The sequence below is a fragment of the Paenibacillus sp. EKM10P genome, assembly GCF_011800655.1.
Taxonomy (GTDB): domain Bacteria; phylum Bacillota; class Bacilli; order Paenibacillales; family Paenibacillaceae; genus Paenibacillus; species Paenibacillus polymyxa.
On the sequence record NZ_JAALET010000014.1, the window covers coordinates 85,239 to 112,031 of the forward strand.

The following is a 26,793-nucleotide window of genomic DNA, read 5'->3' on the forward strand; positions in this document are numbered from 1 at the left end:
GCTCTAAATACACGCTGTTGTAGGTTAAGTGTTCTCTTCTTTACTTATGTATTTTTCTTTTTAAAATACACACCCTTAAAAAATACAAAATTTTGCGAATGTGTGCCATACAGCTCCTGGAACCTAGAATGGAGTTTATTCACAGAAATGGTGTCTGAGACTGTCCGATCCGTTTGTATGGTTAAGTCGACACAACTGATTCCAAACTGGCACACTTGCTCCATAGGATAACCTTGGGTAATTCCATAAATCATCCCGGCAATAAACGCGTCATCTGCGCCTGTGACATCAATGACCTGTTGAACTGGAGGGATAGGGATTTGTCCATGAGTTCCATCCTGAGAAGCAAACAACACATGCTCAGCACCGCAGATAATAATGACATTTTGAACCCCTAGTTTGTGAAAAACTCGAGCTGCGTCCAATATCTGCTGGTCATCTTTAAGTTCCAGTCCCAAATAAGCTTCAGCCTCTTCCGGTTGGCATACCAGCCATTCCACCCCATGCAAATTTCGGGGAAGCTTTCTCATCTTGGAAGCTGACACCGATGAAACGACAAGCGGAACCTGATGTTCCTGACAGACATGTATGGTGGCCGCTATTACGTTCATAGAGAAATTAGTGTCCAGCAGAACAAGTCGGGACGAGGCGATTAAAGGAATATTTTCAAAAATTACTGAAGGACGAATCTGATCATAAATCTCCATTTCTGCTGTCGCTACAATCATCTCACCATGCTCGTTTAGCAAGGCAGTATAAACGCCAGTTGACGACTCACCTTTGACTTGAAGAGGAATCACATGCATGTAACGGCTAGACTGTTCGATGATAAATTCGCCTTCCGCATCATCTCCAACTGCGGTTAGCAGGCTGACCCGTCGGCTCAACCTCCCTAAATTTTCAGCTACATTCCGTGCTACCCCACCGCAAGATTGCAGCCTAGTGCTGCTCGGATTGGAGGTGTGAAGCTGAAATGTACCCTTAACCATGATTTTACGATCCAGATTTGCCCCTCCTATACACAGTATTTGTTCGCTAGAGGGCCAAGGCTCGTCCTGTTCATTTTTGTGAATTTTTTTTAATTTCATCATTTGACTCCTTTCTCGACTCTATTCGGCTAGAATGATTTAAATTTGTGCAGAAATAGGCACTCTATAAACCTAACATGTTCTAAATGTCAAATTCCCAAGAATCATGTCGAGTCCGTTAAAATATCAAAAAGTTACACATGCTAAAAAAGTCACCTCATCGTAAAGATACCCTCCACTTTACGATAAGATGACTAGAACTGAACTTGCAGCTTAGATCCTTCTTCCTAGCATCCTGTTATTTTATAGAGAATAGAGCAGCTCCATGAGGGGGTAAATCTGCGGACAGTTCCTGCACTATAACACCTAAATCCACATGGTTCCACAAGTCTCTGGCACTTGCCTGCCCTTCAATTCCAAGCTCCTGTAGGGATACACGGACTGTTGAAGCTTCATCTCCAACATTAAATAAAGCCGCATATACGTGACCTTCCTCATTGTGAGAAGTCCAAACGATATGTTCATCCTTTCTGTAGACCTGTCGCGCATTCACACCGTTGTGATGAACATCGAGCACTTCTTTGTTCGTCAGCAATGAAAGTGTCCATGCGTCATTATCACGCAGTTCTCCTCCGAACATCAGTGGAGACCGGAAAATGCTCCATAAGGTCATCATCGTCAGCTGCTCATCCTTCGTAAAGCGTGTCCAACGATCATGACTGCCAGAATCTACTGAATCTACCGAACGAATACCTAAATGTCCGAGCGGCAACATGTCGCAATCCGGCCAGTGACCTGGACCTACATGTTCCGCCCATTTCTCGCAGCGTTCGAACATACCATACAGTAAAGGCCATACATCCCAGAAATCATCAGTCATACGCCACATATTCGCATTTGCGATTAAATCAGATGCATGTTCCAGCGGTGCGGGACCAGGCGATAGACTTAACACCATCGGACGTCCGCATTGGGCGATAGCCCGCTTAATCATTTCGATTTCCGCCAAATGAATACCATAGAGACGTGATGCAGCAATGTCATCTACTTTGACAAAATCGACACCCCATTCCGCATACAGGTCAAACAAAGAATTATAATACTCCTGTGCGCCTTCCTTGGATGCATCTACCCCATACATATCTGTGTTCCAAGGACAAATAGAGTTAGGATGTGCAATTTGTCTGGCCGTAGCTGTAGTTCCCAAAATCGGGGTATCCTGATGAACCGCCTGTCTAGAGATGCCCCTCATAATATGTATCCCGAATTTCAATCCCAAACTATGCACATATTCTGCAAGAGCATGGAACCCACGACCGTCTGCTGCCGAAGGGAACCGATTCACCGCTGGAATCAGACGTGAAAATGAATCCATTTCCAATGAAACAAATGGTCGGTACTGTGAAGATACTGCTCCCGACTCATACCATTGAATATCCACCACTACATATTCCCATCCATACTCCTTCAGGTGCTCCGCTATATATTGAGCATTTCCCCGTACTTCCTCTTCCCTTACTGCTGCGCCATAGCAATCCCAGCTATTCCATCCCATAGGTGGTGTATGCGCTGTCAAAAGATGTTCCATTGAATTCATCCTTTCATCTGTTAGACCTTAACCTGTTACCGCAAATCTCATCAACCCCACAATACCATTATAATGTAACCCCTTACTTTTGTCGCTCGTCATCTTTTCCATTTCCACTTTTTATACATTTATGTTGACTAACTTAAAGAATGTGGTACATTTAAACTTGCTTGTTAAAAAACTTTGACTTGAATCAGAGGGTGATTTTACATGTGTGAACATGCTTATCGAATTTTGTTGTTTTACAAATATGTCAATATTGAAGATCCTGCCACCTTTACGGCAGAGCATCTGGCTTACTGCAAAGAGCTGGGCGTCAAGGGAAGAATCTTGATTGCTGAGGAAGGAATCAACGGAACACTGTCCGGTACAGTAGAGCAAACGGAGCAGTATATCCGTGATTTGCGCGCCAATCCGAAATTCCACGATATCGTTATTAAAATAGATGAATCTGACGGTCATGCGTTCAAGAAAATATTTGTACGTCATCGCCAGGAACTGGTTACGCTACGTCATGAGGACGAGCTGGACCCTAATGTAATTAGCGGCAAGCGTCTGTCACCAAAGGAGTTTTATGAACAGCTTCAAGATGAAGATGTCGTGGTTCTGGACGGTCGTAACGACTACGAATATGACATCGGTCATTTCCGCGGAGCCATTCGCCCCGAAGTTGAATCGTTCCGTGAATTTCCACAATGGATTCGCGATAATATGACTCAATTTAAGGATAAAAAAATCCTGACATACTGTACTGGAGGTATTCGTTGCGAAAAGCTGTCCGGTCTGCTGATTAAAGAAGGCTTTGACGATGTAGGCCAGTTGGATGGCGGCATTGTGACTTACAGCAAGGACCCTGAAGTACAAGGGCGTTTGTTTGACGGTAAATGCTATGTGTTTGACGAACGGATTTCGGTTCGGATCAACCATACGGATGAAGACGTTATTGTCGGTCAATGCTATCACTGTGAAACGCCAAACGATCATTATATTAACTGCCCGGTGTGCAATCTCCAACATATCGTGTGCCCAGACTGCGAAGAACAGCATCAACACTATTGTTCTGACGAATGCCGAACGAAAGCAAAAACCATGGCTTCTGCTTAAACCATTAGAATACTCGGTTTCACATAAAAGGGATGTTCCTACTAGCCGTTCAACATGGCTGTGGACATCCCTTTTGTTGTTCTCAGAATAAGTGCGTTAAGCTTCATAGTATATACCTATAACCTTAATTGTTTATCCATCTTGGACGGGCTCAAAAGTAGCGCCTTATAATGGAAAATGTCATTACAGAAAGGATGGGTGGAATTCATGATTCAAATCGTACTTTCAACTCTTTTATCCGTTATCGTTCCGCTGTCCATTCCGGTGATTGCCGGATTTTTACTCGGCAAATTCATGAAGCTGGAAACAAAACCGCTCTCGACTTTGTACTTATATTTTTTAAGTCCTGCTATGATTCTGGACACACTGCTCAAAGCGCAGCTTTCCTGGCATGATGTGACACAGACAGCCGCTTTTTCATTACTCAACCTGCTACTATTGTGGGGAATTGCACAATTAGCAGGGAAAATCTTTAGGCTGAGCGCCCCGGAAACGGCTGGGCTCACCTTAATCTCCACACTGACCAATAGTGCAAATTATGGGTTGCCGCTCATTTTACTTGCCTTTGGGCAGCTTGGTCTGGATAAAGCCTCTGTATATGTCGTCATCCAAATGATTATGGTCAATACTATTGGCGTTTATTTTGCAGCCCGCTCTGAATTTTCTGTTCAAAGTGCCGTGAAGTCGGTATTTTCTCTCCCTGCAATTTATGCGGCTCTTCTCGCACTGGGACTTCGAGCACTGGATTGGCATCTGCCCTCCGGCATTCAATCGAGCGTCTCAATGATTGCAGCTGCTTATTCTCCGGTTGTGCTGGCGATTCTGGGTACCCAAATGGCTTATGTGAAAATACTCAAGCTGGAGCCATCTATTAAAAAAGCCAGCTACGCAGGACTAACAATCCGACTTCTGCTTTCCCCGCTCGCGGCTTGTCTTGCCATGCTGATACTGGGAATTTCAGGTCTTTTGTTCTCCGTTCTCTTCATTCTGGCCTCGATGCCAGTGGCTGTGAATGCAGTCATTTTAGCCGAAAAATTTAATGCATCGCCAAAACTGGTTTCCACCTGCATCTTGTGGAGCACGCTTGCCTCATTCCTGGTTCTGCCCATTCTGATTATGCTGGTAGCAGGTTAGACAGACAAAAGGCTCTCTACACCATAGAGAGCCATGCACGATCCTGTCTCCAGTCTACTTGCACAGGTGTTTCAAAAAAAGTACTAAGCGTTTCACTGCTCAGGATATCAGTCGTTTTACCTTTGGCAAACACCGTACCCCGGCGAATCAGAATCGTATGTGTGTACATCGGTAAAATTTCTTCAATATGGTGTGTAACATACAATAAATTGGGAGAACCCGGCGTCTCGGACAGTTGACGAACGCTATCCAATAATGCTTCTCTAGAGAAAAAATCCAACCCGTTGCACGCCTCGTCCAAAATCAGCAGCTTGGGCGAGGCCATTAACGCGCGAGCAATAAGCACTTTTTGCTTTTCTCCCTGTGAGCATCCCTGATACAACCGATCGACGAGATGAGCACAGCCCAGTTGGCTCATAAGCTGAACGGCCTGTTCATAATCTATATCCGTCGTCTGGTCATACAGTCCAATGGAGGCAAATTTACCGCTGATGACGACATCCTGTGTACGCTGGCTTCCATTAATCCTTTCCTGTAAAGAGGAACTGACCCAACCAATAGATTTGCGCAATTCCCTCAGATCTACATCCCCAAAAGTATGACCCAATACACCGACACTACCTGTGGTTGGCCATATGTAGCCATTTATCATATTGAGCATCGTTGTTTTGCCTGATCCATTCAAGCCGAGTACAGCCCAATGCTCTCCCTCAGATACCTGCCAATTGATTTGATCCAGTATGGTACGGTTATCTCTCTTCCAGCTTACATTGTTAAGCTCAATGACAGAATTCATGGCTGTACATCCCTTCTATACATCGTATCATCAGATGTTTTTAGGCGTAATAATATATCACTTTTACTGCGTTAATCTTCACTTTCGTATAAGAATAGCACAGGGTTGCAGGTTGTTCAATTTTAAATTCACTATATTGCTTTCTACAAAACAATAGAAATAGAATCAAGTTCAATAGCCCGCTTAGGCTAACTTGGAATAAGGTAGTCTAAGCGGGCATTTTAGTTGTTTTAAGATTTAAGATTTCGAAGCGATGAAGACCGATTTATGAGGTAGTTTATGCGCTATTTCTCGAGGAAGGCTCAGATTCGTTGCCAATACATCAACAGGGTTGCCAGCCATCCACTCACTCAAATCAATGGCCTCGTAATGACCACTGTTAAAACCAATCAAAATACGGCATACGTCCGATCCGGTATTTTTAATATAATGCCCGGCTCCCATAGGTACATACCCTACATCTCCGGCCTCAAACTGCTCTGTCACTGCATTCCCTTCTGCCAGAAATACAGTCATTTCTGCTTTGCCGTCCAAATAGTACTGCCATTCATCCGCATTGGGATGCCAGTGCATTTCTCGCAATCCGCCCGGCTCCAGTTCAATTACAGATCCGGCCATCGTCGAAGAAATAGGAAAATCTTCTACTGTAACGGTCCGCTGAGTCCCTCCACCCGGTGCCAATCTGGGCTGTTTGGCCATTAAAGGATAGCGGTGTTTAGTAATCAGATCAGAAGAAATGCGCGGATATGCATCATGAGATGCGGTAGATGGGACAGGCCCTTTTGCAAAATAAGCTTCCTTCTTTGGCAAAAGAGCGAGCTCGTCGGCTGCAAATCCGAGATTCTGCATGACAACATCTGCGGGAGTCTGAGCGATAAAATCAGTAATGCTGAACGTATGGTCCTCCGAAAAATCACCATTATCGAAAATCAGGATAAAATGACACTCTCCAGGACCAAGACCTTGAATGGAGTGACCATAACCACGCGGGAAATACCATACATCACCGGGGTTAAAAATATCGACATAGGAAGTACCGTCTGGATGGATAACAGTTGTCCGACAGGAACCGCTAATCACATAGGCCCATTCAGCTGCATTGGCATGCCAGTGAAGCTCGCGCATTCCACCCGGCTCCAGACGCATCGAAACCCCTGCTATTCCTTCTGATACAGGGAAATCATGGACTGAAGCCCCACGTGTGATACCCCCTGGCCCGATTCTGGGTTCCTTTTTCTCCAAAGCATACTTAAATGATTTCATCGCGATTCCTCCTTAAAATCATTCTTCCCATATGTCTTTATTCACTTATTGATGCTGTGCAGGTCTATTATATACTTTTAATGTTAAAGAGATCAAATTTGTCCATTTTTTTCATCAAACTATGTCCGAATCGCCCCCTCGCGGTTAGGATTAGGGTAAATAGGCAAGAGAAAAAGGATGAATCATAAACAATTCATCCTTTTTTTGATTTAGTTTCTTTATTTGTATGATCAGCTTTATTTGCATTTTTATCTTTATTCTTGTCGTTATTCTTCTTATCCTTGCTTGGGACTGTAACTTTCTTTTTTTCATTAGCCAGTCGCCAATAGCTTATTACTTTTCGGTACATAGACTTATCTGTCAATTGGTTAAAAATGTATGGGTCTGGCTTCGTGTTCACCTCAATGATCCACGGGATAAAGCGATGATCCAATCCAATGTCCACACCAATTTGCCGGAAATTCGGATATGTTTTTTGTAGTTGTGTGGCAATGGTAATCCCCAGTTCATTGAGCTTCTTAACCAGCTCAGCCTGCTTACTTTGCGATAAATGGGATTTCAGTAGCTGTTCCAAGGCCATCGGCTTACCACCACTATGATAATTGGTCACGATTTTACGGGGATGGCCCAAGCGTCCAATAATTCCGGTAGATTCCCATGTCCCTTTTGCATTACGCTGCACCATGACCCGGATATCAAAATAACGATTTTGATGGCGCAGTAAATGAATTCCCTTTTGAATGAGATAACTTTTTTTACCCATGTGTTTCGATAGGCTGGTAATCAGTGCATCCAACTGTTTGAATTCCAGACGTTTTTCCTCATATTGGTAGGCGAAGCGCTGACCTGCCTCCTGTTCGACTTTCATCACACCTTTGCCAAAGGTACCTCGATCAGGCTTTACATAGACCATCCCATACTTCTCCAACATTGATTTCACAGTTATTTTGCTGTATTTACGGGTTTCAGGTACAAAAGGCTTGATACTGCCATGCTGGAGCAACAATTGGGTTTTATGCCATTTGCTACGCAACGCCTGCGCTTGTGAAGAATTCACTTGCCCCTCTCCTCTCTACTCTCAGGGTAGAACGCTCCTGTTAAAAAAGATCAATCTATCGTATGCGCCAAAACCCCATTCGAAGCTCCATTCGCCCTCTTCTACACAGAATTAGACAGTTGGCCTTGCCCGGTCGAAAGCGCCTGTCCAGGCATACAATAATATGAGATACCGGTAGCGTATATTTACACGTATAGGGAGTGAATAACATGTCTGCGCAATCCGATGGGCTACAGAAGGGTTCCCTCTCAATCGATGTTCTAATCCCCGCAATTGAAAAAGATCTGGCTACACTACCACTAGTAATTGACAGTCTGCGCCGTCACGTGCAGCACCGAATTGCAACCATCTATATCGTTTCACCGCAAAGCACCAAACTTCGCAGTCTATGTGCAAACAAGAAGTGCACATTTATAGACGAAAAAACGGTGTTGCCCATCACTAAAAAGCATATTCATTACGGAACAACGCGCTGGGATCGCTCAGGCTGGCTGTATCAGCAATTGCTCAAAATGAATGGCGACAAAATCAGTAAATCGTCTTTTTTTCTCGTCATAGATGCGGACACCATTTTGATTCGTCCACATACGTTCCGTAAAGACGGAAAAACAATTTTTTACTATCGCAGCTGGAGTCAACCTGAGTATTTTCGAACTTACCGTAAGCTGATGGGTGCTAAAGCTCCCTCACCAAAGTCCTTTGTCACTCACTATATGCTTTTTGAAAAAACACGGCTCACCCAGCTCAAGCAAATTATTGAGGCCAAGCATGGGAAACCTTGGTACAACGCCATTATTCAAAGTATAGACCGGACAAAACAGTTTGGATTTTCCGAATATGAAACGTATGCCAACTATCTATACAGCAATCAGCCCTCTCGGATGATTTTGCGCAAGTCATTAAATAAAGCGCTTCATAGTCGTGCTTCTTCGCTGTCACAAAAACAGTTGGATATCTATGCCCAAAGCTACCGCTCCTTATCTTTTCATCAACGCAAAGTGTACCAGCTAGCTTCAAAAACAAGGATTCAATCTTCATTGAAATAGTTCCTAAAATAGAAAATCCCGCAATTGTTGATGCAATCTAATGGATTTGCATTGAAGGAGGAAACGTCTGTGCGCATCGTATTGTTATGCGGTGGTGCCGGAAAACGGCTGTGGCCATTATCCAATGATATTCGGTCAAAGCTGTTTCTCCGGTTGTTGCCCGCTCCTGACGGGCAGCAGGAATCTATGCTCGGCCGGGTGTATCGTCAGCTTACCTTAGCCGGACTAGATTCCTCTGCCCTGCTTCTGGCTCATCAGAGTCAGGTAAATCTAGCCTTTCGCCATACAGAAGGTCGTCTGCCTGTTCTTGGCGAGCCGGCTAAACGGGGAACCTTCACAGCTGCTGCACTCGCTGCTGCTTATTTTCACACAAGAGGCATGGGGCTGGATGAAGTTCTCTGTATTGCTCCAGCAGATATGTTTGCAGGCGACGACTTCTTCCACAGCATAGCAGCGCTCTCCGGTCTATTGCTCGAGAGCGGAGCCGATCTAGCTATGCTTGGGACAAGGCCTACCCATGCCTCAGACCAATATGGCTATGTCGTTCCGGGTCTGCAAATGAGGCAGGAAGGGAAATCGGCTTATGCACAAGTTGCTCGCTTCACTGAAAAGCCGGATCTCTCTGGGGCGCAGCAGCTTATTAACCAAGGCGCACTGTGGAACTGCGGTATTTATGCTTTTACGTTACGATATATGCTGTCCTGTATGGAGCAAAGTCAATTGCCGCTGAACGATAAAGAACTGTGCGCAATGTATGATACCCTCCCGGTTCGCAGTTTCGATGAGGAGATTGCGGAGCGTACTGAACGGGCCGTTGTCCTGCCTTACGAGGGCGAATGGCACGACATCGGCAACTGGCAGACCTTAACAGAGCAGCTAGGAAGCCAAGTGATCGGGCGCGGACAAATCAGTGGTCAAACTCACGGCACACACATCGTCAATGAGCTGCCCTATCCACTTCATGTCATTGGTGTAGAGGATATTATTGCTGCTGCAAGCCTTGACGGTATTCTCATTGCATCCAAAAGCCATGCCCACGCGATCAAGGAACAGCTAGGCAAACTCCAACTTCACCCCATGCATGGTGAAACCTCTTGGGGCAGTTACCGGGTGCTGGACGAATTTGAGCACCGAAGCCCAAATGACATATTAGCTATACGACTGACGGTGTTGCCGGATCATCGCTTGAATGGACGTATTCACGGCAGCGGACTTAAAGTATGGACGATCGTATCCGGTCGGGGAGAGGTTATGCTGAACGGAGAACGCTTTGCTGCGGCAAGCGGCTCTGTATTTAGCATTCCGGTCGATACGTATCACACGATCCGCGCCGATCTGGATTCAAAACTGGAACTAATCGAGGTTCGCCTAGGTAACAGTTTGGTGAGCGCCTTCTATAAATCCGATTCCTGCAACACGGAGTTATAACATCTAAACAGATCGATTTCTGCACGAAGATCACACATCAAAAAAATCGCTCTTGAGCAAGGTGAGTAACATCCTTTGCTCATGAAGCGATTTTTTTTTGTAATATTACATCTCATAAGGAAACCGTTCTAACCTTGCCAGATAAATAAACCTTGTTGGCCTTAATCATCCCGGCCTCTCTTAAAAAGTGCTGCACGATCTTCATCTGATAGTGTATGCGTTCTTTCTGGGGCAGGCTCCACCCTGTTTCCACGGTTACCGCACGCGCCCCTAAAATACGGGCTGCAGCGGTACGAGAGGAACCTGGGAGCTCATGCAACCGCATGTTGAAATGGCGTTCTTTCACCTTGATCGAGCGATTCATTCGCTTAATAATCCGGCGCGTCGTGGGAATTATCGGATTGCCCTTATTGGAGATCAGCGTTTGGCCAAGCACCTTGGCATCCTTTTGTGATAATCCATTCGCCTCATGCAAGTCGAGATACCAATCAGGGTGATGCTTTTGTAATAATTTGAATAGAGCAGTGGAAAGCGGTTGTGTTGCCGCCTGCTTTTTCCGGCGCGGAAAGGTTCGATTCAGATCCGGTTTTCCTCTAATCTGCTTGCGATAAGCCTTTTGATTCACAATTGGCACAATAATAAGCTTGCCATGGCTGAATCTCAGCTTTTGCTCATTCAAAAGCTTTACCAGTTTCTCAGCCGCACGTATACTTGCTATTTCATTACCATGTATGCCTGCAACCACCATCGCACACGGACCTTGTTGTCCCTCTATGGCTACATAATAAGGAGTCGCCCAAGAAGAGCCCTTTCCAAGCATATATCGTTTGACCTGCATCCCCTTCACCTCCGTATAGGCTTTCGGTGTCCTCTCTTCTGTTCTCGCCGACGAATGATTTCACGGTATAGTCTCAAGTAGTTGCTGGTCATCTGTTTGTTGGTAAATCTTTGGCTAACATACAATCGAAGCTGCGCGGGTGACGGGTAATTCTTTTGCTGTGCCTTTCGTGCCATTTGTCCAACTGATTTGCAAATCAACTGCGGAAAGCCTGATAGCACCTCGGGAACAGAGCCATTTTTTAGTGCCAGCACCGGTGTTCCACAAGCCATAGCCTCTACCATTACAAGTCCGAACGGTTCTTCCCACAGTGATGGAAACAACAGACACTCTGCATGTTTCAGAAGCTTCTGTTTCCGATCACCCCCAACTGGTCCCACATAGCGTATATTCGGATTGCGCTGAATTCGTGTCTGAATCTCTCGGCGAAAAAATACAGGGGCTTTGATGGGACCCGCAATAAGCAGTCTTTTTCCTGTTCGCTCTGCAACCTGAATGGCCTGCAATACACCTTTATCCGGTATAATTCTGCCCATGAACAGCAAGTAGCTGCGCTTCTCACTGCTGAACTCGTATTCATGCGTGTTGATGCCGTTATAGATATAAAATCCTTTGCCCCCGCCCATCAGCTGACGTGCTCGTTTACTGACATATACCGGGTTTTTACCGTGTCTTCTCACTGGAAGATGAACGGTACACAATGATGAGCAAGGCAGCTTCCTACGCGCTACAGCAGAACGAAAAGTATGGTCATGAATGATATGTGTGCCGGAAGGCATATGCCGAAGTACATATTGGGGGATCTGACTATGTTTCAAACCCTTGGGATAAGTAATCAACCGCGCGCTGCTCCTGCTCCCACGGGCGGCAAAAAGAGATACATGATGCCCTCGTCTCACTAATTCCTCTGTTAATTCATGCACGACCTTTTCCGTTCCGCCCTTGATGGAGGGAACAGGCTGTGCATCGGGATAGTTGGATATGACCTGCACAATGGTTAAAGGTCGGTTTTTGAATGCTTTACTCTGCTTTGAAGCCATACGAATTCCCCTTCCTGACCGGAAATACGGTGTGATCTTTACGATGTCAACGGGAATCTGAGCATACTCCCGTGCAGGTTATAAATTGTAGTATATAGGTATGTATGTTTTGCATGATTGCTTGTGCCAATCGTCTGCAAGTCACTTTTTGTCATACGAGCCTAGTCATAAGGGGGCGTTATTTAATTTGTCAAGCTAAAGTTAAGGAGAAAATTCTCATCGTTTTCTAATAAAGCAGTGCAAAACGTTGGGGTAACAGGATTGTAACCATGAGTGGTAAATTCCGGATATTTTATTTGTGTTATTGTCATTTCAGGACATCAACACAATACGAATAACGGAGGAAATTATATATGAAACGTACTTCTAAAAAATTGTGGATGGGTATTTGCTTTACGATGACTTTGGCACTGAGCGCTGGGAGCTTCGTCGTTGGACCAGACACCACTCATGCCGCTTCGACAAGTAAAGCTGATCGGATTATCTCAAAAGGCTCCCAGTATATGGGCGTCCGTTATGAACATGGAGCTCCAGCTGGCAGTACAAGCTCTTTTGATTGCTCTTCGTTCACTCAGTATGTTTTTGCACAAAATGGAATCAAGCTTCCACGTTCGTCCAAACAGCAGTCAACTGTGGGCACTTATGTACCGCGTAGTCAGCTTAAAAAAGGTGATTTAGTCTTTTTCTATGCGCCAATTCATCATGTAGCCATTTACATGGGAGACGGGAAAATTCTGCATACGTTTGGTAAAGGCGGCGTAACGGTTACAGATCTAAATTCGGGATGGTGGAGCTCCCATTACACAACAGCACGTCGTGTCCTTTAGGATCATTTTGGATGATCTCCCATCCACCGAACGCATAACTTACAAATAACATTAAAAAGGCTGTTCCTTTGAGTAGAGATGTCTACTGGAGGGACAGCCTTTCCTGTTGTTTTTGAGGCAGCGTAACGATTACATCCGTCCCTTCGCCTTCTGCGCTTTCCATGCGTATCGTACCCTGGTGAGCATCTGTTATTGCCTTGGCAATTGGTAACCCAAGCCCGGTTCCTCCGGTTTTACGATGTCTGGAGCTGTCTACTCGATAAAATCGTTCAAAGACACGCTTGATCTCACTCTCAGGAATGCCAATTCCGTAATCCTTAACGCGGAGGTGAACATCTTTTTCATCTGTAGATAGCCATATTTCGATTTCTTCCGAGCTATACTTTAACGCATTATCCAGCAAGATGACTAGTAACTGCTTGATTTTTGCAAGATTAGCATCCAGCCAAATTTCCTTCTCTTCTGTAAAAATAGAAATTTGGCGCTCATGTACAGGCTTGAGATGTGCTACCACCTGTTGACAACAACCGACCAGCTCTACCCGCTCATACGGACCGGAATCTTGCTGCTGTGAGGAGGCCAATGTCAGCAATTGCTGTGTCATCGTACGCATTCGCTGAGTTTCTTCATAGATCGATTCAATCGATTCCTTGCGTATGTCCTCGTCACGCGTACCCCACCGCCGCAGCATGTTGGCATAGCCCTCAATAATCATCAATGTCGTATTCAGTTCATGTGAGGCGTCGGAAACAAACTGCTGCTGGCTCTGAAAGCTTTCTTCCAATCTCTCCATCATTCGATTAAAAGTAGCGGTCATTTGGGATAATTCATCTTGATTAGGACTGCCAGCAGGAATTTTTTTGAATTTCAAGCTTCTTTCGATTTCCTGCATCGTTTGAATACTACTGGCAATGGGCAGCAATATCGCATTTGCCAAAATCGTGCTGCCCACCAGACTGAGCAACATAGCTCCAACAGTCGATGTGATAAGAATTGTATTTAAGATATCGAGATTGTTTTCAAGCGCATCCCATTTTTCTACGATCTCCAGTGTCCCCTTTTGACTACCTTCTGGTGAAAGCACTGGAAGATGGATAATCAGGATTTTATGATCCTGTAGATCCGTTAGTTGAGAGCTTTGAGAAAGGTTAAAATGTATATCGTTCAGCTTAAAGCGGGACTGACGGCTTACTTCATACAAAAGACGAGATTGCTGATCAAATACCCTCAGAATGGTGTCCGCAGAAAGTTCATCTTTCAACTTGGACCCCCAAGCATTTTTCAGAATCATCGTAGCTCCTGTTTCGGCAATGATTTCGGTCCATTTATTTTGTAGCACTTCTCTTTCATTACGAGTAGCAATTTTGACAAATAATAGATGAACCGTGACGTCCACAAACAGGAGAATCGTCATCACTAAAATAGAACTAAGCAGGGTAATTTTGGTCCGCAGCTTCAATGGTCTTCCTCCCGGATACAGTACCCAACACCGCGAACGGTTTTAATCAGTTTCTTTTTGTATCCATGATCAATTTTTTTGCGAACATACCGGATATATACATCTACCACATTCGTATCACCGACAAAATCAAACCCCCACACATCCTGAATCATTTGATCCCGATGCAATACCTGATTTTTGTGCTCCATCAGATAGAGAAGCAGATCAAATTCTTTGGGCGTAAGTTCGATACGTTTTCCTTCCCTCACCACGGACCGCGTCTTGGGTTCCAACACCAGGCTATCGACTTGAAGTTTGGACTGCTGCTTTTCCTCTTTTTGCGAAGTAGTAGCTGCCGGCTCCAACTGATTCCTCATACTGGCCCGCATCCGCGCTAATAATTCCTCAATTTCAAAGGGCTTTGTAATGTAATCATTAGCTCCTTCATCCAGACCTGAAACTTTTTCAGGAGTCGTGTTACGTGCAGTGACCATAATTACCGGGGTATAATTGTCCACTTTTCGAATCTGCTTCAGCACCTCGACACCGTTCATCTCGGGCAGCATCACATCCAGTATGATAATATCCCATGTAAGGGATAGTGCTTTTTCCAATCCTTCTTTTCCCGTCTGTGCAATTTCAACCGCATATCCTTCGTGGGATAACTCCAGTTGAAGCAATCTGGATATCTTCGCTTCATCATCAATGACCAGCACCGACTTTTCCATTGCAAAACCACCTATTTTTTATAGAGAAAACTAATAAGCAATGCACATACCATCCATTTTTTATTTGATTTTAAGCTTTTATCCGTATAGTCGCTCTATAATATAACTTTGTAATTTAATTTTTTGAGGTTAAGGAGTAATTTATTCATGTTAATTAATGTAGACTTTGCTTTGTTTCACTGGATCAATGAATTGGCTAATCACCTCGCCTTTTTGAATGGAACTATGCGTTTCTTGGCGCAATATGCACCGTATTTATTTGGAGTGGCTTTACTGCTATACTGGTTCACCTTTAAAATGCCGCATCGGATGATGGTTTTAGAAGCCGTTATAACGGTTTGTATCGGTTTTACAATTAGCTGGTGTCTTGGACATTTGTTTTACAGAGATCGGCCTTTTGTCGGACACTCTGTCATTCAGCTGATTCATCATGATCCCAATGCTTCATTTCCGAGTAACCATGCACTTGGAGCTTTTGCTTTGGCAGCAATTCTATGGCTTCATCATCAAAAATATCGTGTCCTCTGGATTGTCTTGGCTGTGCTTATTGCGATATCCCGCGTATGGACCGGTGTGCATTATCCTTCAGATATTTTGGCAGGGGTGCTCATTGGGGCAGGTTGCGCAGTTGGTGTTCACAAATTCATTCGCAGTCGGAAGCTTCCAGGCATCTTCATCCAAGCAGCTATTATTTTTTATGAAAAATGGGAGCAGAAGCTAGGAATAAAGCATGTAGAACAGACGAGAACAAAGATGACCCAATCTACTTCCTCTGTGCAAATAAAAAGCAGACGCTAATGCGTCTGCTTTTTTTAGCCTCATGATTTATGCACTCATTATGCAGTCGATTTGGTACGAAGTGGTAGCATTCGTTCTTCATACCGCTGGTAGAACCAAATGCAAGCCGCCATCCAGCAACCACTCATGAAATAGCCACCCACAACGTCACTCGGATAATGAACACCCAAATAAATGCGGCTTGTCCCGATCGTTACAATTAGTAGGCTACTGAGCACAACAAGAAGGATACGACCTATCCTGGAAGGAACGTGCTTCCACAATAAAAACGTCAGCGCCGCATACATACTGAAAGCGGTCATGGAATGTCCGCTTGGAAAGCTATATCCATTCGCTTCGATAATACGGTTGATTTCAGGCCTCGCACGCCGAAATAGCATTTTTAGTACCGTATTCAACAGCACTGATCCCAGCACAGCAACCGCTAAAAAAAGCAATTCTCGTCGGTGTCCCAATACACTATAGAGCACGAACATGGCAATTAAAATGATGATTACCACTGGAAGCCCGCTGCCGATAATAGTGAAACATTTCATAAGACGTGTCATGAAAGGCGATTCCAGTTGTCCAATAGCCGTAATGATCTTGTGGTCAAAATGCCGTACTTGCTGGTCGCTAACCCATAATGCGATTAAGCCAAAACCAAGGGCACATACTATACATGTAAGTAGAGCCACGGAAATCGGTAGCTTTGTATATATTTGCTTCATTTTTTAGAGGTCCTCCATGAAATTCATCCCGTGATCAAACAAAACGTAGCATTCACATCGTCCATGTATTTACTTTACCCACTTTTCTTGTATCATTTCATAAAAAGATTAGCTTTTAGAATAAAGCATGGTTAGCTTTTTGGCAAAAGAACGAGGAGTCATCCTGTGATATGAAATCAATTCCCCATTACAGATCACGTGAAATACGCCATACGGTGTCGGAGACAGTTCCATGAGTTGTGAACGATCTCGTATATCAATAATCTCGGGTTGTATCCCCACAGTCTCAGCTGCTTCAATCACATTGTGCGTGGCTATTTCCAGATAAGGGCATTGATGAGTTCGTAAAATGGTTAAGCCTTCACTAAAATGATCCAGACGTTGAACCCAATTATTAGGGAAATAAGGATCTGAATGCTCTTGATTAAACTTATAAACATACAACTGAAAAGAATATGGAGCATCCTCCACATGCCGGAATCCGTTTTTCAGAAAAATTTCGGGACCTGGCGCCCAGGAGGTATCTATATTTGTAACGACTGCCACTCCCTTCTTCCCCAACGTAATAGCATCTTGAATGCAGCGTTGAATAAGCTGTGAGCCTAATCCCAAGCCGGTTACAGCAATCCAGATACAATGAATTACTAGATATCCATCCGCATGAACAGCTCTCCATGCTTGTTCACCCGATGCATACTCTATAAATCCTGCTGGTTTATTGTCTTTTCTCAATTGTATGTAAGTCAAATTTTGAGTGAATTCTTTTTCTGTCCAATTCATTTTTTGTACATATCCCGGTGCTTTTTGCATGCTTCTCATGCAAAAACAGCCGTCTTCCCTTATTTGATTTTCATACCATTCAATGGTTGTTGTTGAATTTTCCATTTAGTCTCTCCTAACTTTATGAATATTGATATAAGGATTTCATAATGATTACAAAACCGCAAGCGAAATATAGTTAAAAAAACAGCAAAAAAAAGACACCACTCAAGCCTTATTGGCTCGAATGGCATCTGTCATTGCATGTGAGACACTGCTAACACAATTCTATGTCAAACAAATAGCATCTTCTTATTAGGTTGGCGTGACTTCACCAAGTTTAATCTTATTCTCTGCTTCTTCAATTGGATAGCGTTTGCGGAACCACAGCGATTGAAGCAGCAAAAAGGTGCCGCTTACGGTCCAATATAAAGGCATGGCCGCAGGAGCGTTGAAGGAAAAGACCGCCATCATAATCGGTGAAAGATAACCCATAATAGCAAATTGCTTGCGCTGGTCAGCCGTCATCTGTTGCTGAGAAAGCTTAGCCTGTGCCAAGTATACAACTGCGACGACAATTGCCAGAATCCAGTCCGGCTGTCCGAGCCGGAACCATAAGAATGAATGTGACGCCAACTCCGGCGTGAGTCGGATGGCAGTATACATACCGCTTAAAATCGGGAGCTGAATGAGAATAGGCAGACAACCGATATTGAGCGGATTGAATTGATGCTCTTTGTACAGCGCCATCATTTCCTGCTGCATACTCTGCTGGCTGGTGGTATCTTTTTTATTCTCATACTTCTTTTTAATTCGGTCCAAGTCGGGCTGCATAGCGCTCATCTTGCGCTTCATACCCTGCTGGGCACGCGTTTGACGCATCATTAGCGGCAATAAGGCCAGACGGACAATGAATGTCAAAGTCATGATCGCCAGCCCAAAACTTCCACCAAACCATTCCGCCAAATGCTGAATGAGCCAAGAAAGTGGGAATACCACGTAATGATTAAAAAAACCAGGTGTCTGTGCATTAATCTCCGCAGCATTCGCACCACAACCAGACAGCAGCATGACCACCGCCAACGCTACGATTAAACCCAATATCCGTTCTTGTTTACCCCAAAAAGTGAATCCCTTGAATCGTTTCATATGTTCCTCCTCGTTGATTGGCTGTGCCATTTTTCAACAAGGGGGAACAATCGGAAGCATCTTCATCTGGCGCTTCCTTCCGCCGAATGTGACGTGCTAGCCGGACAGGCATGTCCTGTCCGCGGGCAGACATCGGCATCAGTGGAGAAGCATGCGAGCGAACGGGGCCGCCTTCGACCCAGCATTCAGCTACGCTGCCATGCAAATGAGCAAGATACGTATATGTCACTGTGCACAGCAAGCCGATCGTAAGCAAATAGGGGAGTAGGTCCTGAAGCTCAAACAAGGGATTCACCTCCTTCGGTATGTTGCTACAATTATAGCACGAAACCGGACAATCGACTAATCTTTAAATAGAGATAGAGATCGGATTACACAAAAAAGTACGCTCTACGTAACGGTAAAACTTAACGTATAGCAAGCATACGATTCAGTGCCTGTACAGCGTCCTGTCTGATCTGAGCATCCACCCGAATTACACCTACAGGCTCTCCCCGATCAATCTGTTCCATTGCCCACAGCAAATGCGGAAGATCGATCCGGTTCATGGTCAGACAAGGACACATATCGGGATTGAGCGATTCAATCTGCTGTTCAGGGTGCTGTTGTCTAATTCGTTGCACGAGATTCATCTCTGTGCCAACGGCCCAACGGGTTCCCGGCTCTGCCGCACGGATCGTATCGATGATGAATTTGGTGGAGCCAGCACAATCTGCGAGTTGTACAACCTCATAAGAGCATTCGGGATGAACGATGACTCGGATATTCTTATCGCGTTCACGGACGTTGCGAATATGATCTACCGTAAATTTTTCATGAACTGAACAATGCCCTTTCCATAAAATGATTTTTATGGTTGCCGGGTTTCGTTCAGTCTCCAACTGATCGGTCATAGGATTCCATACGGCCATTTCATCTAGCGGAATTCCAAGATCATGGGCGGTATTGCGTCCCAAATGTTGATCCGGCAAAAATAAAATACGTTCCTTTTGTTTCAGTGCCCAGTCTAGCACCTGCTTGGCATTCGAAGAAGTCACGGTAGCCCCGCCATGCCGTCCTACAAAGGCTTTAATCTCTGCTGTGGAATTTACATATGTTAACGGAATGATCGTATCACCAACCAACTCCTGCAAATGCTTCCACGCTCGTTCCGTCTGCTCCATATTCGCCATATCTGCCATTGAGCAGCCTGCGCGCATATCCGGCAGAACAACGGTTTGCCGGTCGGTAGTCAGCATATCCGCTGTCTCCGCCATAAAATGAACCCCGCAAAACACAATAAACTCCGCTTCCTGATTTTGTGCCGCCATTTGAGCAAGCTGTAGAGAATCTCCTGTTATATCAGCAAATTGGATAACCTCGTCTTTCTGATAGTGATGGCCCGGAATGAGCAGCTTTGAGCCCCATTTTTGTTTCAGCTCGGCTACGCGTTGCTCCATGTCAGCAACCGTCAGTGTTTTATAATGCTCTGGCATAAGTCCACGATTTCCTTGTAAAACGTCTAGCATAGACATTAGATTCCCTCCATATCGTTGCGGCTGACTGTCCCTCGCTCACGAATAGATAACCGCTATGTGTACAAAACATATTTACATGTGTCTTGACACCTATATTTACACATGCCTACAATAATCTCAAGAGTTTTTGGAATGGAATTATTTTTAAGCGGGGAGGATTTGCTGTGATTTACCTGGACTATGCCGCTTCCACACCCATGTGTGACGAAGCTTTGCATATATATAGCGTAATGAATAAGGAAATGTTCGGAAATGCCAGCAGCCTCCATGATGCGGGCGGTCAAGCAGCCTACACACTAGATTACAGCAGGCAACGAATGGCAAAAATGATTGGCGGGCAAAAGGAAGGCATCTATTTTACATCAGGGGGCACAGAATCCAATATGGTGGTCGTGCAATCAATCCTGAACGGGCTGCCGCCAGACAAAAAGCATTGGATTATGAGCGCTTTGGAACATCACTCGATGTACAATCTTGCTACTTTGCTAGAACATCAGGGCTATGAGCTAACTATTATACAACCGGATCAGGAAGGACGAATAACCCGTGAAGTTCTTGTACCCCATCTTAGAGACAACACCGGGCTTGTATCAATACAACACGCCAATTCAGAGACAGGGCTGATTCAGGATCTTGCTGCCTTGTCTCCCCTGCTCCACGAACGTGGTATTATGTTGCACAGTGATGCGGTACAAACATTTGGGAATGTTCACATAGATGTAGAAGCCATGGGAGTGGATGCACTCTCTATATCAAGCCATAAAGTATATGGCCCCAAAGGTGTCGGTGCTGCATATCTTAAACCCGGAACCCCATGGCGTCCGGTGTATCCTGATACACTGCATGAAAACGGATTTCGTCCTGGTACAGTTAATGTTCCTGGGATTGCAGCCTTTGTCGCAGCGGCAGAAATGATGACGGAACAGATGGAGATGCATCAGGAGCGATATGCTACCCTGCGAAGATACTTTATTACGAAAATTCAGGAAAGATCCATTCCATTACGTTGGGTGGTAGAGGAAAGCGAAAAAAAAGCAGTGCTTCATCATATTGTAGGATGTTTTTTTCACGGTTACGAGGGACAATATGTTATGCTGGAATGTAATCGCAGCGGTGTCTGTATATCTACCGGAAGCGCATGTGCCGCCGGACATCACGATCCTTCACCTGCCTTACAGGCACTTGGAGCATCTGAACGTGAAGCCTTACAATTTATCCGTATTTCTTTCGGCAGGACAACCACCATCGAGGAATTGAATGTACTGGTAGATATTTTGACAGACCTGACGCATCGACAAGAAAGGAGCTTATCCCGTTGACTGAATCTTTAAAACGGTCAGGTACGGATCGCCGCGAACAGCTGCTATTGTGGCTCAAAAGCGAGTCACCGCTGACCGGGAGCGAGCTGGCACGCAGGTCCTCCGTTTCCAGACAAGTAATTGTACAAGATATTTCCCTGTTAAAAGCAAGCCAAGAGCCTATACTTGCAACGAGTCAAGGATACATTTATATGGAACCTGCGGCTCAAGCCGCTCCCTTAGCCTCTCGTATTATTGTGTGTAATCACCGACCTGAACAAACAGAAGAAGAATTAAAGCTAATTGTAGACTACGGTGTCAGTGTGCAGGATGTTATAGTTGAACATCCAGTATATGGAGATCTGACTGCTCCAATACGGGTCGGAACTCGCAAAGAAGTGGACGATTTTATACGTAAGATCAGCTCCACCCAAGCCACTTATTTGTCCCAGCTGACCGGAGGCATCCACCTGCATACCTTGCATGCGTCGGATGAAGATAAAATTAATGATGCCTGTGCTGCATTGGAGCAAGCCGGCTTCCTAATGACAGATTAATCTTAATACGATAGCAAAGCAATAAAAATCCTTTCCAGTTTGTGGAGTGCAAATGCACTCCGCAGGGATGGTATGTAAATAGCGAGAAATGAAAAATCCCGGCCCCCTTATAAAGGGAATCGGGAATGGACTAAGCGAGCTTAATTTCTAGTAACTCATATTTGATTACAGCCATAGGTGCATCGACATGAATGATACTGCCCACTTCTTTCCCCAAAAGTGCCTTACCTAAAGGACTCTCATAGGAAATTTTGTTGTCCAGAACATCTGCCTCCGCAGGACTTACAACTTTGTATTCCACCTTCTCCGAGAATTCGATGTCATTCAGAATAACAGTAGAACCGATACTGACCGTTTTAAGATCCAGATTACTTTCATCCACTATCCGAGCTTTGGTCAACATTTTTTCCAAGACCATGATTCGTGTTTCCATAAACGCCTGATCGTCCTTGGCTGAGTGATATTCACTATTTTCCTTCAGATCTCCATAGCTGATGGCCAACTTGAGGCGTTCGGCTAGCTCCTTGCGTTTTACTGTCTTCAGTTCCTTGAGCTCTTCCTCCAGCTTGGCTAATCCCTCTTTAGTTAACAATACTTCTTCATTCGACATGGTCTTATTTCAACTCCTATTTCAGCACTTTGCATAATTCAAGTTCAATACTCGAAGGTACAATATATACGAGCTAAACCGTTAGGGTCCATCTATTGCTAATTGGATAAAGCTCCTGGAATTGATGCAAAATGCTCATTTAGCTTGCTTTATTGTAGTTTACTCTAAATTGGACCAACATGCGAAAAGAAATTCAGGAAATAGCAATCAGCTACCTTCGACCACTGTGATCCATATGGTAACCAAAGCTTTCTTGTTCGCATATCGTATGATCATAACGTATTTTAATGAGCACGTGCAGTGCCACTGCCCTTGTCCCAAATTTCATGCAAATCAGGCAGGAGCAGTGTATGGCGGGAGGAAGGATTCAATGGCTTCCTTAGGAAAGAATGGCAATGGGAACGGGAATCGCAAATCCAAATCCCCCCCTAACGGTCAAAAGAAAAATGGATTAAACAGTAATTCGGCTATCTTTTCAGCACTTCAAGGAAAAAATGTAGAGGTCCTAGTCGCAGCCCTCCTACTAACAGGAAAACTAAACGTCGATTCCGTGACTTTATACAGACAAGCAACATTATTTTTAGGTCTCACAGGAAAATACAAAACATTAGCATCTGCCCCTACTAATGTCGATAATATGGTGAAATTTTTAAATGATAACGGCAATATGACGTTGGATCAGGTGATACAAGCCTTTTCGCAGAAAATAAATAATTAACAGGTGGCGAAAGGAGATAGTTGTGGTGAGTGAGTTTGATGGAGAATCTTTTGCAGAGTTTATCATTATTGTGATTCTAGTTGCCATGATCTTCTATGGCTCCTCAGATATAGAGGGACTTTCCGCTTCGCCAACCCAATCCTAAAATGCTAATTCCCGCAAAAAAGAGCATCTATAGACTCTCGCGAGGTCAATAGATGCTCTTCCTTTTTAACGGCTCATTATTTCGAATTAACGTTCCTTCACTTCTACACTTATGGTTTGACTGGAAACCTCTCCTGCAGCATTGACTAACTCGGCCCGATACTCATATATACCCGGCTTTTGATTTTGGATGTTGGTCACAGCACTTTGGGCCTGCGGACTTTGGCTCGACAGATCCTGCGTGTCGATCAGCTCTCCATTTTCATACAGGTTGTATTGGGTTGCATTCGTACCCCACCACATGTTCATTGTCAGGGTATAGTTACCGTCACCATCCCAATTGTTATGAGACAACACCGGTATGCCAGGAGTAGCATCGATCACTTCGACAGTTAACGGGTCGCTGACCGTTTTACCGGAAGCGTTGATCAGCTCAGCAGTATACGTGTAGGTTCCATTGCTCTTGCCTGTAACAGAAATGACTGCATGCTGTGCTTCAGGGGAAGCCGCTTGCAAGGATTGGGTTGCAATCAGCTTGTCATTTTCATACAACTTGAGTTCATCACCATTCGTGCCCCACCACAGATTCATGGTGATGTTGTAGTCTCCATCCTTCAGTCCGGTGTCCTGACCGTTATCATGAGACAGCACCGGTTTACCCGGCACTTCACCTACAGTGTTTTTCTCGACTCTAACGGTTACTGGATTGGATACGACCGTTTTACCGTCCAAGGTGACGCTCGCTGTAATCTCGGCGCTCCCCTCTTTTAGGGCCCGAAGCTCTCCATACGTATCCAGTGCAACGGATTCATGGCTGCTGATATACTGAACAGAGGCATTACTTAAATCAGCTTGGCTGCCATCTGTGAGCGTACCCTTGAGATGTGTGGCTGCTGTATCCCCAACGTTAAATGTTGTTTGATCCAGTGAAAGCTCTACTTCCTGCAAAGCTGCGCCTGTCTGAGCTGAAAAATCATCTAGCCCGCGCGGCTTTAACTGATAATTTCCTTTGAAAACCGCCGAAATTCCCTTCAGCTTCACTTGCTGTCCTTCTTGATACGGAAAAGATGTCCGTGTTAAGCGTGTACGTGCATCAACTCGCACATGATGGCTAACCTCACCCGCTACTGCATCAAATTCAAACGAACCTACAGGAGTTGCATCTATTATATTACGAATAATGGCAGTAGGAAGCTCAACCAGCTGTCCTTGATTCGCATCGCTGAGCTCGGTGACTTGCACAGCTTGCGGAAGTTGTCCTTCTCCCGTTTTTTCCGTAGCCACTGCATCAGTCAACTCGACTTCACCATTGTACAGTGCCAAACTTGCTGTAATCTTTACTCGATCACCTTGGTGAAAGCCGCTTTGGTTTTGATATACATAAATGCCGCCACTTTCATCCTGCATGTAAAAGGCTTGACCGCCAAAAGCCCCTGGTTCTGTCGTCACAACACCCTCTAAGGTCACAACTTTGCCAGCCGAAAGATTCCGTGCTTCTGCGACACTGATTCGAGCCGGAATTGTATTGCCATCCTCAGGCAACGGCTGGGCTGGGACATCTGCCAGCACGACGGATTGGGTCAGCAGGTTGCTGCCGTTTTGTCTCAGCCTAAGATTAGCTGCACCACTGGTACCCGGCTTGATCCGCACCGTCAGGTCCCTATAGGCATGCCCCTTGCTGTCGGATTCCAGACTAAATGTTCCGCTATAACCGTAAGAGGTCGGCCAGCTTCCATCTGGATTTTGAATCTGGGCTACTTGGTTGCCACCCGCTACATAAATACCTGCGCTGAATCCGCTAATCGTACTATTTGGAGCCAGTTGGTCGGCAACTATGCGAATTTGAAAAGGCTGTGCATTCGGCAGTTGCTCCTGCCGAACGATGCTGTACACAGGCTGCGCACTGGCTGTAGGTCCGCCATAGGAGCCGGCCTTGAACGTTCGCTGATCCCACCATTTGTAGCCGGCTGCAGGAGCAGACCAAGGCTCGGCTTGCGGTTCCGTAGAAGCCTGAGGAGCTTCAAAAGACAGCAATGCCGTCGGCTGATCTAGCTGTAAGTTTTTTACATCCGACAGGCTGGTATACTCCTCCTTCTTGGACAACCAATCGACGATATTGACCAGTAACACAGCGTCATCCTGCTCCTTAAAACCATCATACGTTGTCTTCTTGGTTCCTGTCTCTTCACGCAGATATTTCGGCGTTGCATCTTCAACAGGAGATGAATCCCCAATGAAAGCAGCTTTGCCTAGACCTACTTTTGCTACAGCTGCATAAGGTCCTTCCGCTATACCACCTCCGTTATAAACGCCCTGATCTACTGCATTCCCCCAAGCCTGATTGGTTTTAGGCAGATATACGATCCCCTTGGCTTTGGTCGGGTCAATAATCGCCAATGTTGATCCTGCGTGCATTGCCACATTACTCACTCCTGCTGTAATGCCGAACGCCTGGGCAGGTTCAACAATCTGATTAGCCGTGATATCGCCTAATGCATTGTAGCGAAAGCGTATACCAAACTGGTTACCCAGCCAATCTGAGCTAACCACGCCCTGCATCGCTGCCGAGCTTTTTTCTTCCTCACTCATTCCCTTTGCAGGGTCTTCCCATGCACCACGACGGTACCCATTGATACTTTCCGATCCGTCCCAGCGATTCTTGTTGCGGTCGGCGTTATAATGATCACCAATGAAAAAAATGCTATTGCCTGCTTTAACATACTGTTCCATTGCGGCCTGTTCGCTTTGTTTAAAAGGAATATTCGGCTCCGCTGTCACAAATACATCATAATTCTTTAAATCATTATAAGTAATAGGTGTAGATTGGCGAAGCTCATGAACGTCGTAGCCATTGTTTGCAAGGGCTTGGCCAAAATCTGAAAATCCACCATCAATCACCCAATCTGCTGCGCCGGCTGTCTGTCCATGTGTATTATCGAACAACACTTTTTTACCAGCGTTTTCGTTGACCACTTTGGCTGCAATGAAAGGGGCCTGGTCTGCCGGACCTTCTGCGCGTGCCGGTTGCATGCCGCCCACAACACCGGCGTACAACGATAAAGTGAAAACCATAGCTGTTGCGTATTTGAAGCTGCGGGATGTAAAACGACGAAAGATTCCCATTCTATTCCTCCTGTTAATTGATTTAAGGCCCCTCTCAGAGGGGCACTAAATATAAATGTTAGCATTCATTTATGTGCGGACATGCGTTGTTT

Annotated in this window: 25 protein-coding genes; 9 read left to right on the forward strand and 16 right to left on the reverse strand. The window is 45.1% G+C overall.

Going from position 1 to position 26,793, the window contains the following annotated elements; translation table 11 throughout:
* Positions 1-44 precede the first annotated feature (44 nt).
* Complete coding sequence (locus HFE01_RS22925) at positions 45-1,088, reverse strand: carbohydrate kinase family protein (protein ID WP_031463462.1); 1,044 nt, start codon at positions 1,086-1,088, stop codon at positions 45-47.
* A gap of 238 nt (positions 1,089-1,326) precedes the next feature.
* Entirely contained in the window at positions 1,327-2,616 is a 1,290-nt protein-coding gene (locus HFE01_RS22930) for a glycoside hydrolase family 27 protein (RefSeq protein ID WP_090891209.1), read from the reverse strand.
* 210 nt (positions 2,617-2,826) lie between these two features.
* Between HFE01_RS22930 and trhO the strand changes: the two genes are divergently transcribed.
* Both trhO and HFE01_RS22940 read left to right on the forward strand, forming a co-directional pair.
* Positions 2,827-3,720: an oxygen-dependent tRNA uridine(34) hydroxylase TrhO gene (gene trhO, locus HFE01_RS22935; protein ID WP_017428505.1), complete on the forward strand. Its 894-nt coding sequence runs from the start codon at positions 2,827-2,829 to the stop codon at positions 3,718-3,720.
* A gap of 207 nt (positions 3,721-3,927) precedes the next feature.
* Positions 3,928-4,854, forward strand: a complete 927-nt coding sequence (locus tag HFE01_RS22940; protein ID WP_025364789.1) for an AEC family transporter — start codon at positions 3,928-3,930, stop codon at positions 4,852-4,854.
* A 16-nt stretch (positions 4,855-4,870) separates the two neighbouring features.
* On the opposite strand, the gene HFE01_RS22945 is transcribed toward HFE01_RS22940, so the two are convergent.
* From HFE01_RS22945 to HFE01_RS22955, 3 genes are all read right to left on the reverse strand, one after another.
* Positions 4,871-5,650: an ABC transporter ATP-binding protein gene (locus HFE01_RS22945; RefSeq protein WP_017428504.1), complete on the reverse strand. Its 780-nt coding sequence runs from the start codon at positions 5,648-5,650 to the stop codon at positions 4,871-4,873.
* A gap of 237 nt (positions 5,651-5,887) precedes the next feature.
* Complete coding sequence (locus tag HFE01_RS22950; protein ID WP_017428503.1) at positions 5,888-6,913, reverse strand: cupin domain-containing protein; 1,026 nt, start codon at positions 6,911-6,913, stop codon at positions 5,888-5,890.
* Positions 6,914-7,106: 193 nt separating this feature from the next.
* Positions 7,107-7,970 (reverse strand): YheC/YheD family protein, encoded by an 864-nt coding sequence (locus HFE01_RS22955; RefSeq protein ID WP_107735022.1) that lies wholly within the window; start codon positions 7,968-7,970, stop codon positions 7,107-7,109.
* A 209-nt stretch (positions 7,971-8,179) separates the two neighbouring features.
* Here HFE01_RS22955 and HFE01_RS22960 point away from each other — a divergent pair, with 209 nt between their 5' ends.
* Positions 8,180-9,016, forward strand: a complete 837-nt coding sequence (locus tag HFE01_RS22960; protein WP_017428501.1) for a DUF6492 family protein — start codon at positions 8,180-8,182, stop codon at positions 9,014-9,016.
* Between the two features lie 69 nt (positions 9,017-9,085).
* Positions 9,086-10,444, forward strand: a complete 1,359-nt coding sequence (locus tag HFE01_RS22965; RefSeq protein WP_017428500.1) for a sugar phosphate nucleotidyltransferase — start codon at positions 9,086-9,088, stop codon at positions 10,442-10,444.
* 112 nt (positions 10,445-10,556) lie between these two features.
* Here HFE01_RS22965 and HFE01_RS22970 read toward each other — a convergent pair whose 3' ends face one another.
* A complete protein-coding gene (locus tag HFE01_RS22970) occupies positions 10,557-11,282 on the reverse strand; it encodes a succinylglutamate desuccinylase/aspartoacylase family protein (protein ID WP_017428499.1) in 726 nt (241 codons plus the stop codon).
* Between the two features lie 5 nt (positions 11,283-11,287).
* Positions 11,288-12,322, reverse strand: coding sequence for a glycosyltransferase (locus HFE01_RS22975; protein WP_017428498.1), 1,035 nt, complete (start codon positions 12,320-12,322; stop codon positions 11,288-11,290).
* 353 nt (positions 12,323-12,675) lie between these two features.
* On the opposite strand from HFE01_RS22975, the gene HFE01_RS22980 reads away from it, so the two are divergent.
* Positions 12,676-13,149 carry a C40 family peptidase gene (locus HFE01_RS22980; protein ID WP_017428497.1) on the forward strand — a complete coding sequence of 158 codons (474 nt, stop codon included), beginning with the start codon at positions 12,676-12,678 and terminating at the stop codon, positions 13,147-13,149.
* Positions 13,150-13,231: 82 nt separating this feature from the next.
* Here HFE01_RS22980 and HFE01_RS22985 read toward each other — a convergent pair whose 3' ends face one another.
* A complete protein-coding gene (locus tag HFE01_RS22985) occupies positions 13,232-14,608 on the reverse strand; it encodes a sensor histidine kinase (RefSeq protein ID WP_044786570.1) in 1,377 nt (458 codons plus the stop codon).
* On the reverse strand, positions 14,605-15,318 hold the full coding sequence (locus HFE01_RS22990; protein ID WP_107735020.1) for a response regulator transcription factor: 714 nt from the start codon (positions 15,316-15,318) through the stop codon (positions 14,605-14,607). The genes HFE01_RS22985 and HFE01_RS22990 overlap by 4 nt, the downstream gene beginning before the upstream one ends.
* A gap of 147 nt (positions 15,319-15,465) precedes the next feature.
* Between HFE01_RS22990 and HFE01_RS22995 the strand changes: the two genes are divergently transcribed.
* Positions 15,466-16,116, forward strand: a complete 651-nt coding sequence (locus HFE01_RS22995; RefSeq protein ID WP_016818951.1) for an undecaprenyl-diphosphatase — start codon at positions 15,466-15,468, stop codon at positions 16,114-16,116.
* 38 nt (positions 16,117-16,154) lie between these two features.
* Here the strand turns inward: HFE01_RS22995 and HFE01_RS23000 are convergent, their stop codons facing one another.
* From HFE01_RS23000 to nadA, 5 genes are all read right to left on the reverse strand, one after another.
* Positions 16,155-16,826: a phosphatase PAP2 family protein gene (locus tag HFE01_RS23000; RefSeq protein ID WP_016818950.1), complete on the reverse strand. Its 672-nt coding sequence runs from the start codon at positions 16,824-16,826 to the stop codon at positions 16,155-16,157.
* Positions 16,827-16,934: 108 nt separating this feature from the next.
* Positions 16,935-17,711: a GNAT family N-acetyltransferase gene (locus HFE01_RS23005; RefSeq protein WP_107735019.1), complete on the reverse strand. Its 777-nt coding sequence runs from the start codon at positions 17,709-17,711 to the stop codon at positions 16,935-16,937.
* Positions 17,712-17,900: 189 nt separating this feature from the next.
* Positions 17,901-18,734 carry a membrane protein insertase YidC gene (gene yidC / locus HFE01_RS23010; protein ID WP_016818947.1) on the reverse strand — a complete coding sequence of 278 codons (834 nt, stop codon included), beginning with the start codon at positions 18,732-18,734 and terminating at the stop codon, positions 17,901-17,903.
* Positions 18,700-19,020, reverse strand: a complete 321-nt coding sequence (locus tag HFE01_RS23015) for a hypothetical protein (RefSeq protein WP_017428493.1) — start codon at positions 19,018-19,020, stop codon at positions 18,700-18,702. The genes yidC and HFE01_RS23015 overlap by 35 nt, the downstream gene beginning before the upstream one ends.
* A 121-nt stretch (positions 19,021-19,141) precedes the next feature.
* A complete protein-coding gene (gene nadA, locus HFE01_RS23020; RefSeq protein WP_107735018.1) occupies positions 19,142-20,248 on the reverse strand; it encodes a quinolinate synthase NadA in 1,107 nt (368 codons plus the stop codon).
* A gap of 167 nt (positions 20,249-20,415) precedes the next feature.
* On the opposite strand from nadA, the gene HFE01_RS23025 reads away from it, so the two are divergent.
* Both HFE01_RS23025 and HFE01_RS23030 read left to right on the forward strand, forming a co-directional pair.
* Positions 20,416-21,570, forward strand: a complete 1,155-nt coding sequence (locus HFE01_RS23025) for an IscS subfamily cysteine desulfurase (RefSeq protein WP_107735017.1) — start codon at positions 20,416-20,418, stop codon at positions 21,568-21,570.
* On the forward strand, positions 21,567-22,106 hold the full coding sequence (locus HFE01_RS23030; RefSeq protein WP_016818943.1) for a transcription repressor NadR: 540 nt from the start codon (positions 21,567-21,569) through the stop codon (positions 22,104-22,106). Before HFE01_RS23025 ends, HFE01_RS23030 begins: the two co-directional genes overlap by 4 nt.
* A 130-nt stretch (positions 22,107-22,236) precedes the next feature.
* Here the strand turns inward: HFE01_RS23030 and greA are convergent, their stop codons facing one another.
* Positions 22,237-22,716, reverse strand: a complete 480-nt coding sequence (gene greA / locus HFE01_RS23035; protein ID WP_016818942.1) for a transcription elongation factor GreA — start codon at positions 22,714-22,716, stop codon at positions 22,237-22,239.
* Between the two features lie 370 nt (positions 22,717-23,086).
* On the opposite strand from greA, the gene HFE01_RS23040 reads away from it, so the two are divergent.
* A complete protein-coding gene (locus HFE01_RS23040) occupies positions 23,087-23,434 on the forward strand; it encodes a hypothetical protein (protein WP_016818941.1) in 348 nt (115 codons plus the stop codon).
* A gap of 231 nt (positions 23,435-23,665) precedes the next feature.
* Here the strand turns inward: HFE01_RS23040 and HFE01_RS23045 are convergent, their stop codons facing one another.
* Positions 23,666-26,701 (reverse strand): chitinase N-terminal domain-containing protein, encoded by a 3,036-nt coding sequence (locus tag HFE01_RS23045; RefSeq protein ID WP_107735016.1) that lies wholly within the window; start codon positions 26,699-26,701, stop codon positions 23,666-23,668.
* Positions 26,702-26,793 lie beyond the last annotated feature (92 nt).

Coding starts and splice junctions, on each gene's coding strand:
- HFE01_RS22995 (WP_016818951.1), top strand. CDS start 15,466: ATGTTAATTAATGTAGACTTTGCTTTGTTTCACTGGATCAATGAATTG.
- HFE01_RS23045 (WP_107735016.1), bottom strand. CDS start 26,701: ATGGGAATCTTTCGTCGTTTTACATCCCGCAGCTTCAAATACGCAACA.
- HFE01_RS22930 (WP_090891209.1), bottom strand. CDS start 2,616: ATGGAACATCTTTTGACAGCGCATACACCACCTATGGGATGGAATAGC.
- HFE01_RS22925 (WP_031463462.1), bottom strand. CDS start 1,088: ATGAAATTAAAAAAAATTCACAAAAATGAACAGGACGAGCCTTGGCCC.
- trhO (WP_017428505.1), top strand. CDS start 2,827: ATGTGTGAACATGCTTATCGAATTTTGTTGTTTTACAAATATGTCAAT.
- greA (WP_016818942.1), bottom strand. CDS start 22,716: ATGTCGAATGAAGAAGTATTGTTAACTAAAGAGGGATTAGCCAAGCTG.
- HFE01_RS22960 (WP_017428501.1), top strand. CDS start 8,180: ATGTCTGCGCAATCCGATGGGCTACAGAAGGGTTCCCTCTCAATCGAT.
- HFE01_RS22945 (WP_017428504.1), bottom strand. CDS start 5,650: ATGAATTCTGTCATTGAGCTTAACAATGTAAGCTGGAAGAGAGATAAC.
- HFE01_RS22975 (WP_017428498.1), bottom strand. CDS start 12,322: ATGGCTTCAAAGCAGAGTAAAGCATTCAAAAACCGACCTTTAACCATT.
- yidC (WP_016818947.1), bottom strand. CDS start 18,734: ATGAAACGATTCAAGGGATTCACTTTTTGGGGTAAACAAGAACGGATA.
- HFE01_RS23005 (WP_107735019.1), bottom strand. CDS start 17,711: ATGGAAAATTCAACAACAACCATTGAATGGTATGAAAATCAAATAAGG.
- HFE01_RS22940 (WP_025364789.1), top strand. CDS start 3,928: ATGATTCAAATCGTACTTTCAACTCTTTTATCCGTTATCGTTCCGCTG.
- HFE01_RS22970 (WP_017428499.1), bottom strand. CDS start 11,282: ATGCAGGTCAAACGATATATGCTTGGAAAGGGCTCTTCTTGGGCGACT.
- nadA (WP_107735018.1), bottom strand. CDS start 20,248: ATGTCTATGCTAGACGTTTTACAAGGAAATCGTGGACTTATGCCAGAG.
- HFE01_RS22990 (WP_107735020.1), bottom strand. CDS start 15,318: ATGGAAAAGTCGGTGCTGGTCATTGATGATGAAGCGAAGATATCCAGA.
- HFE01_RS23040 (WP_016818941.1), top strand. CDS start 23,087: ATGGCTTCCTTAGGAAAGAATGGCAATGGGAACGGGAATCGCAAATCC.
- HFE01_RS22950 (WP_017428503.1), bottom strand. CDS start 6,913: ATGAAATCATTTAAGTATGCTTTGGAGAAAAAGGAACCCAGAATCGGG.
- HFE01_RS22980 (WP_017428497.1), top strand. CDS start 12,676: ATGAAACGTACTTCTAAAAAATTGTGGATGGGTATTTGCTTTACGATG.
- HFE01_RS23000 (WP_016818950.1), bottom strand. CDS start 16,826: ATGAAGCAAATATATACAAAGCTACCGATTTCCGTGGCTCTACTTACA.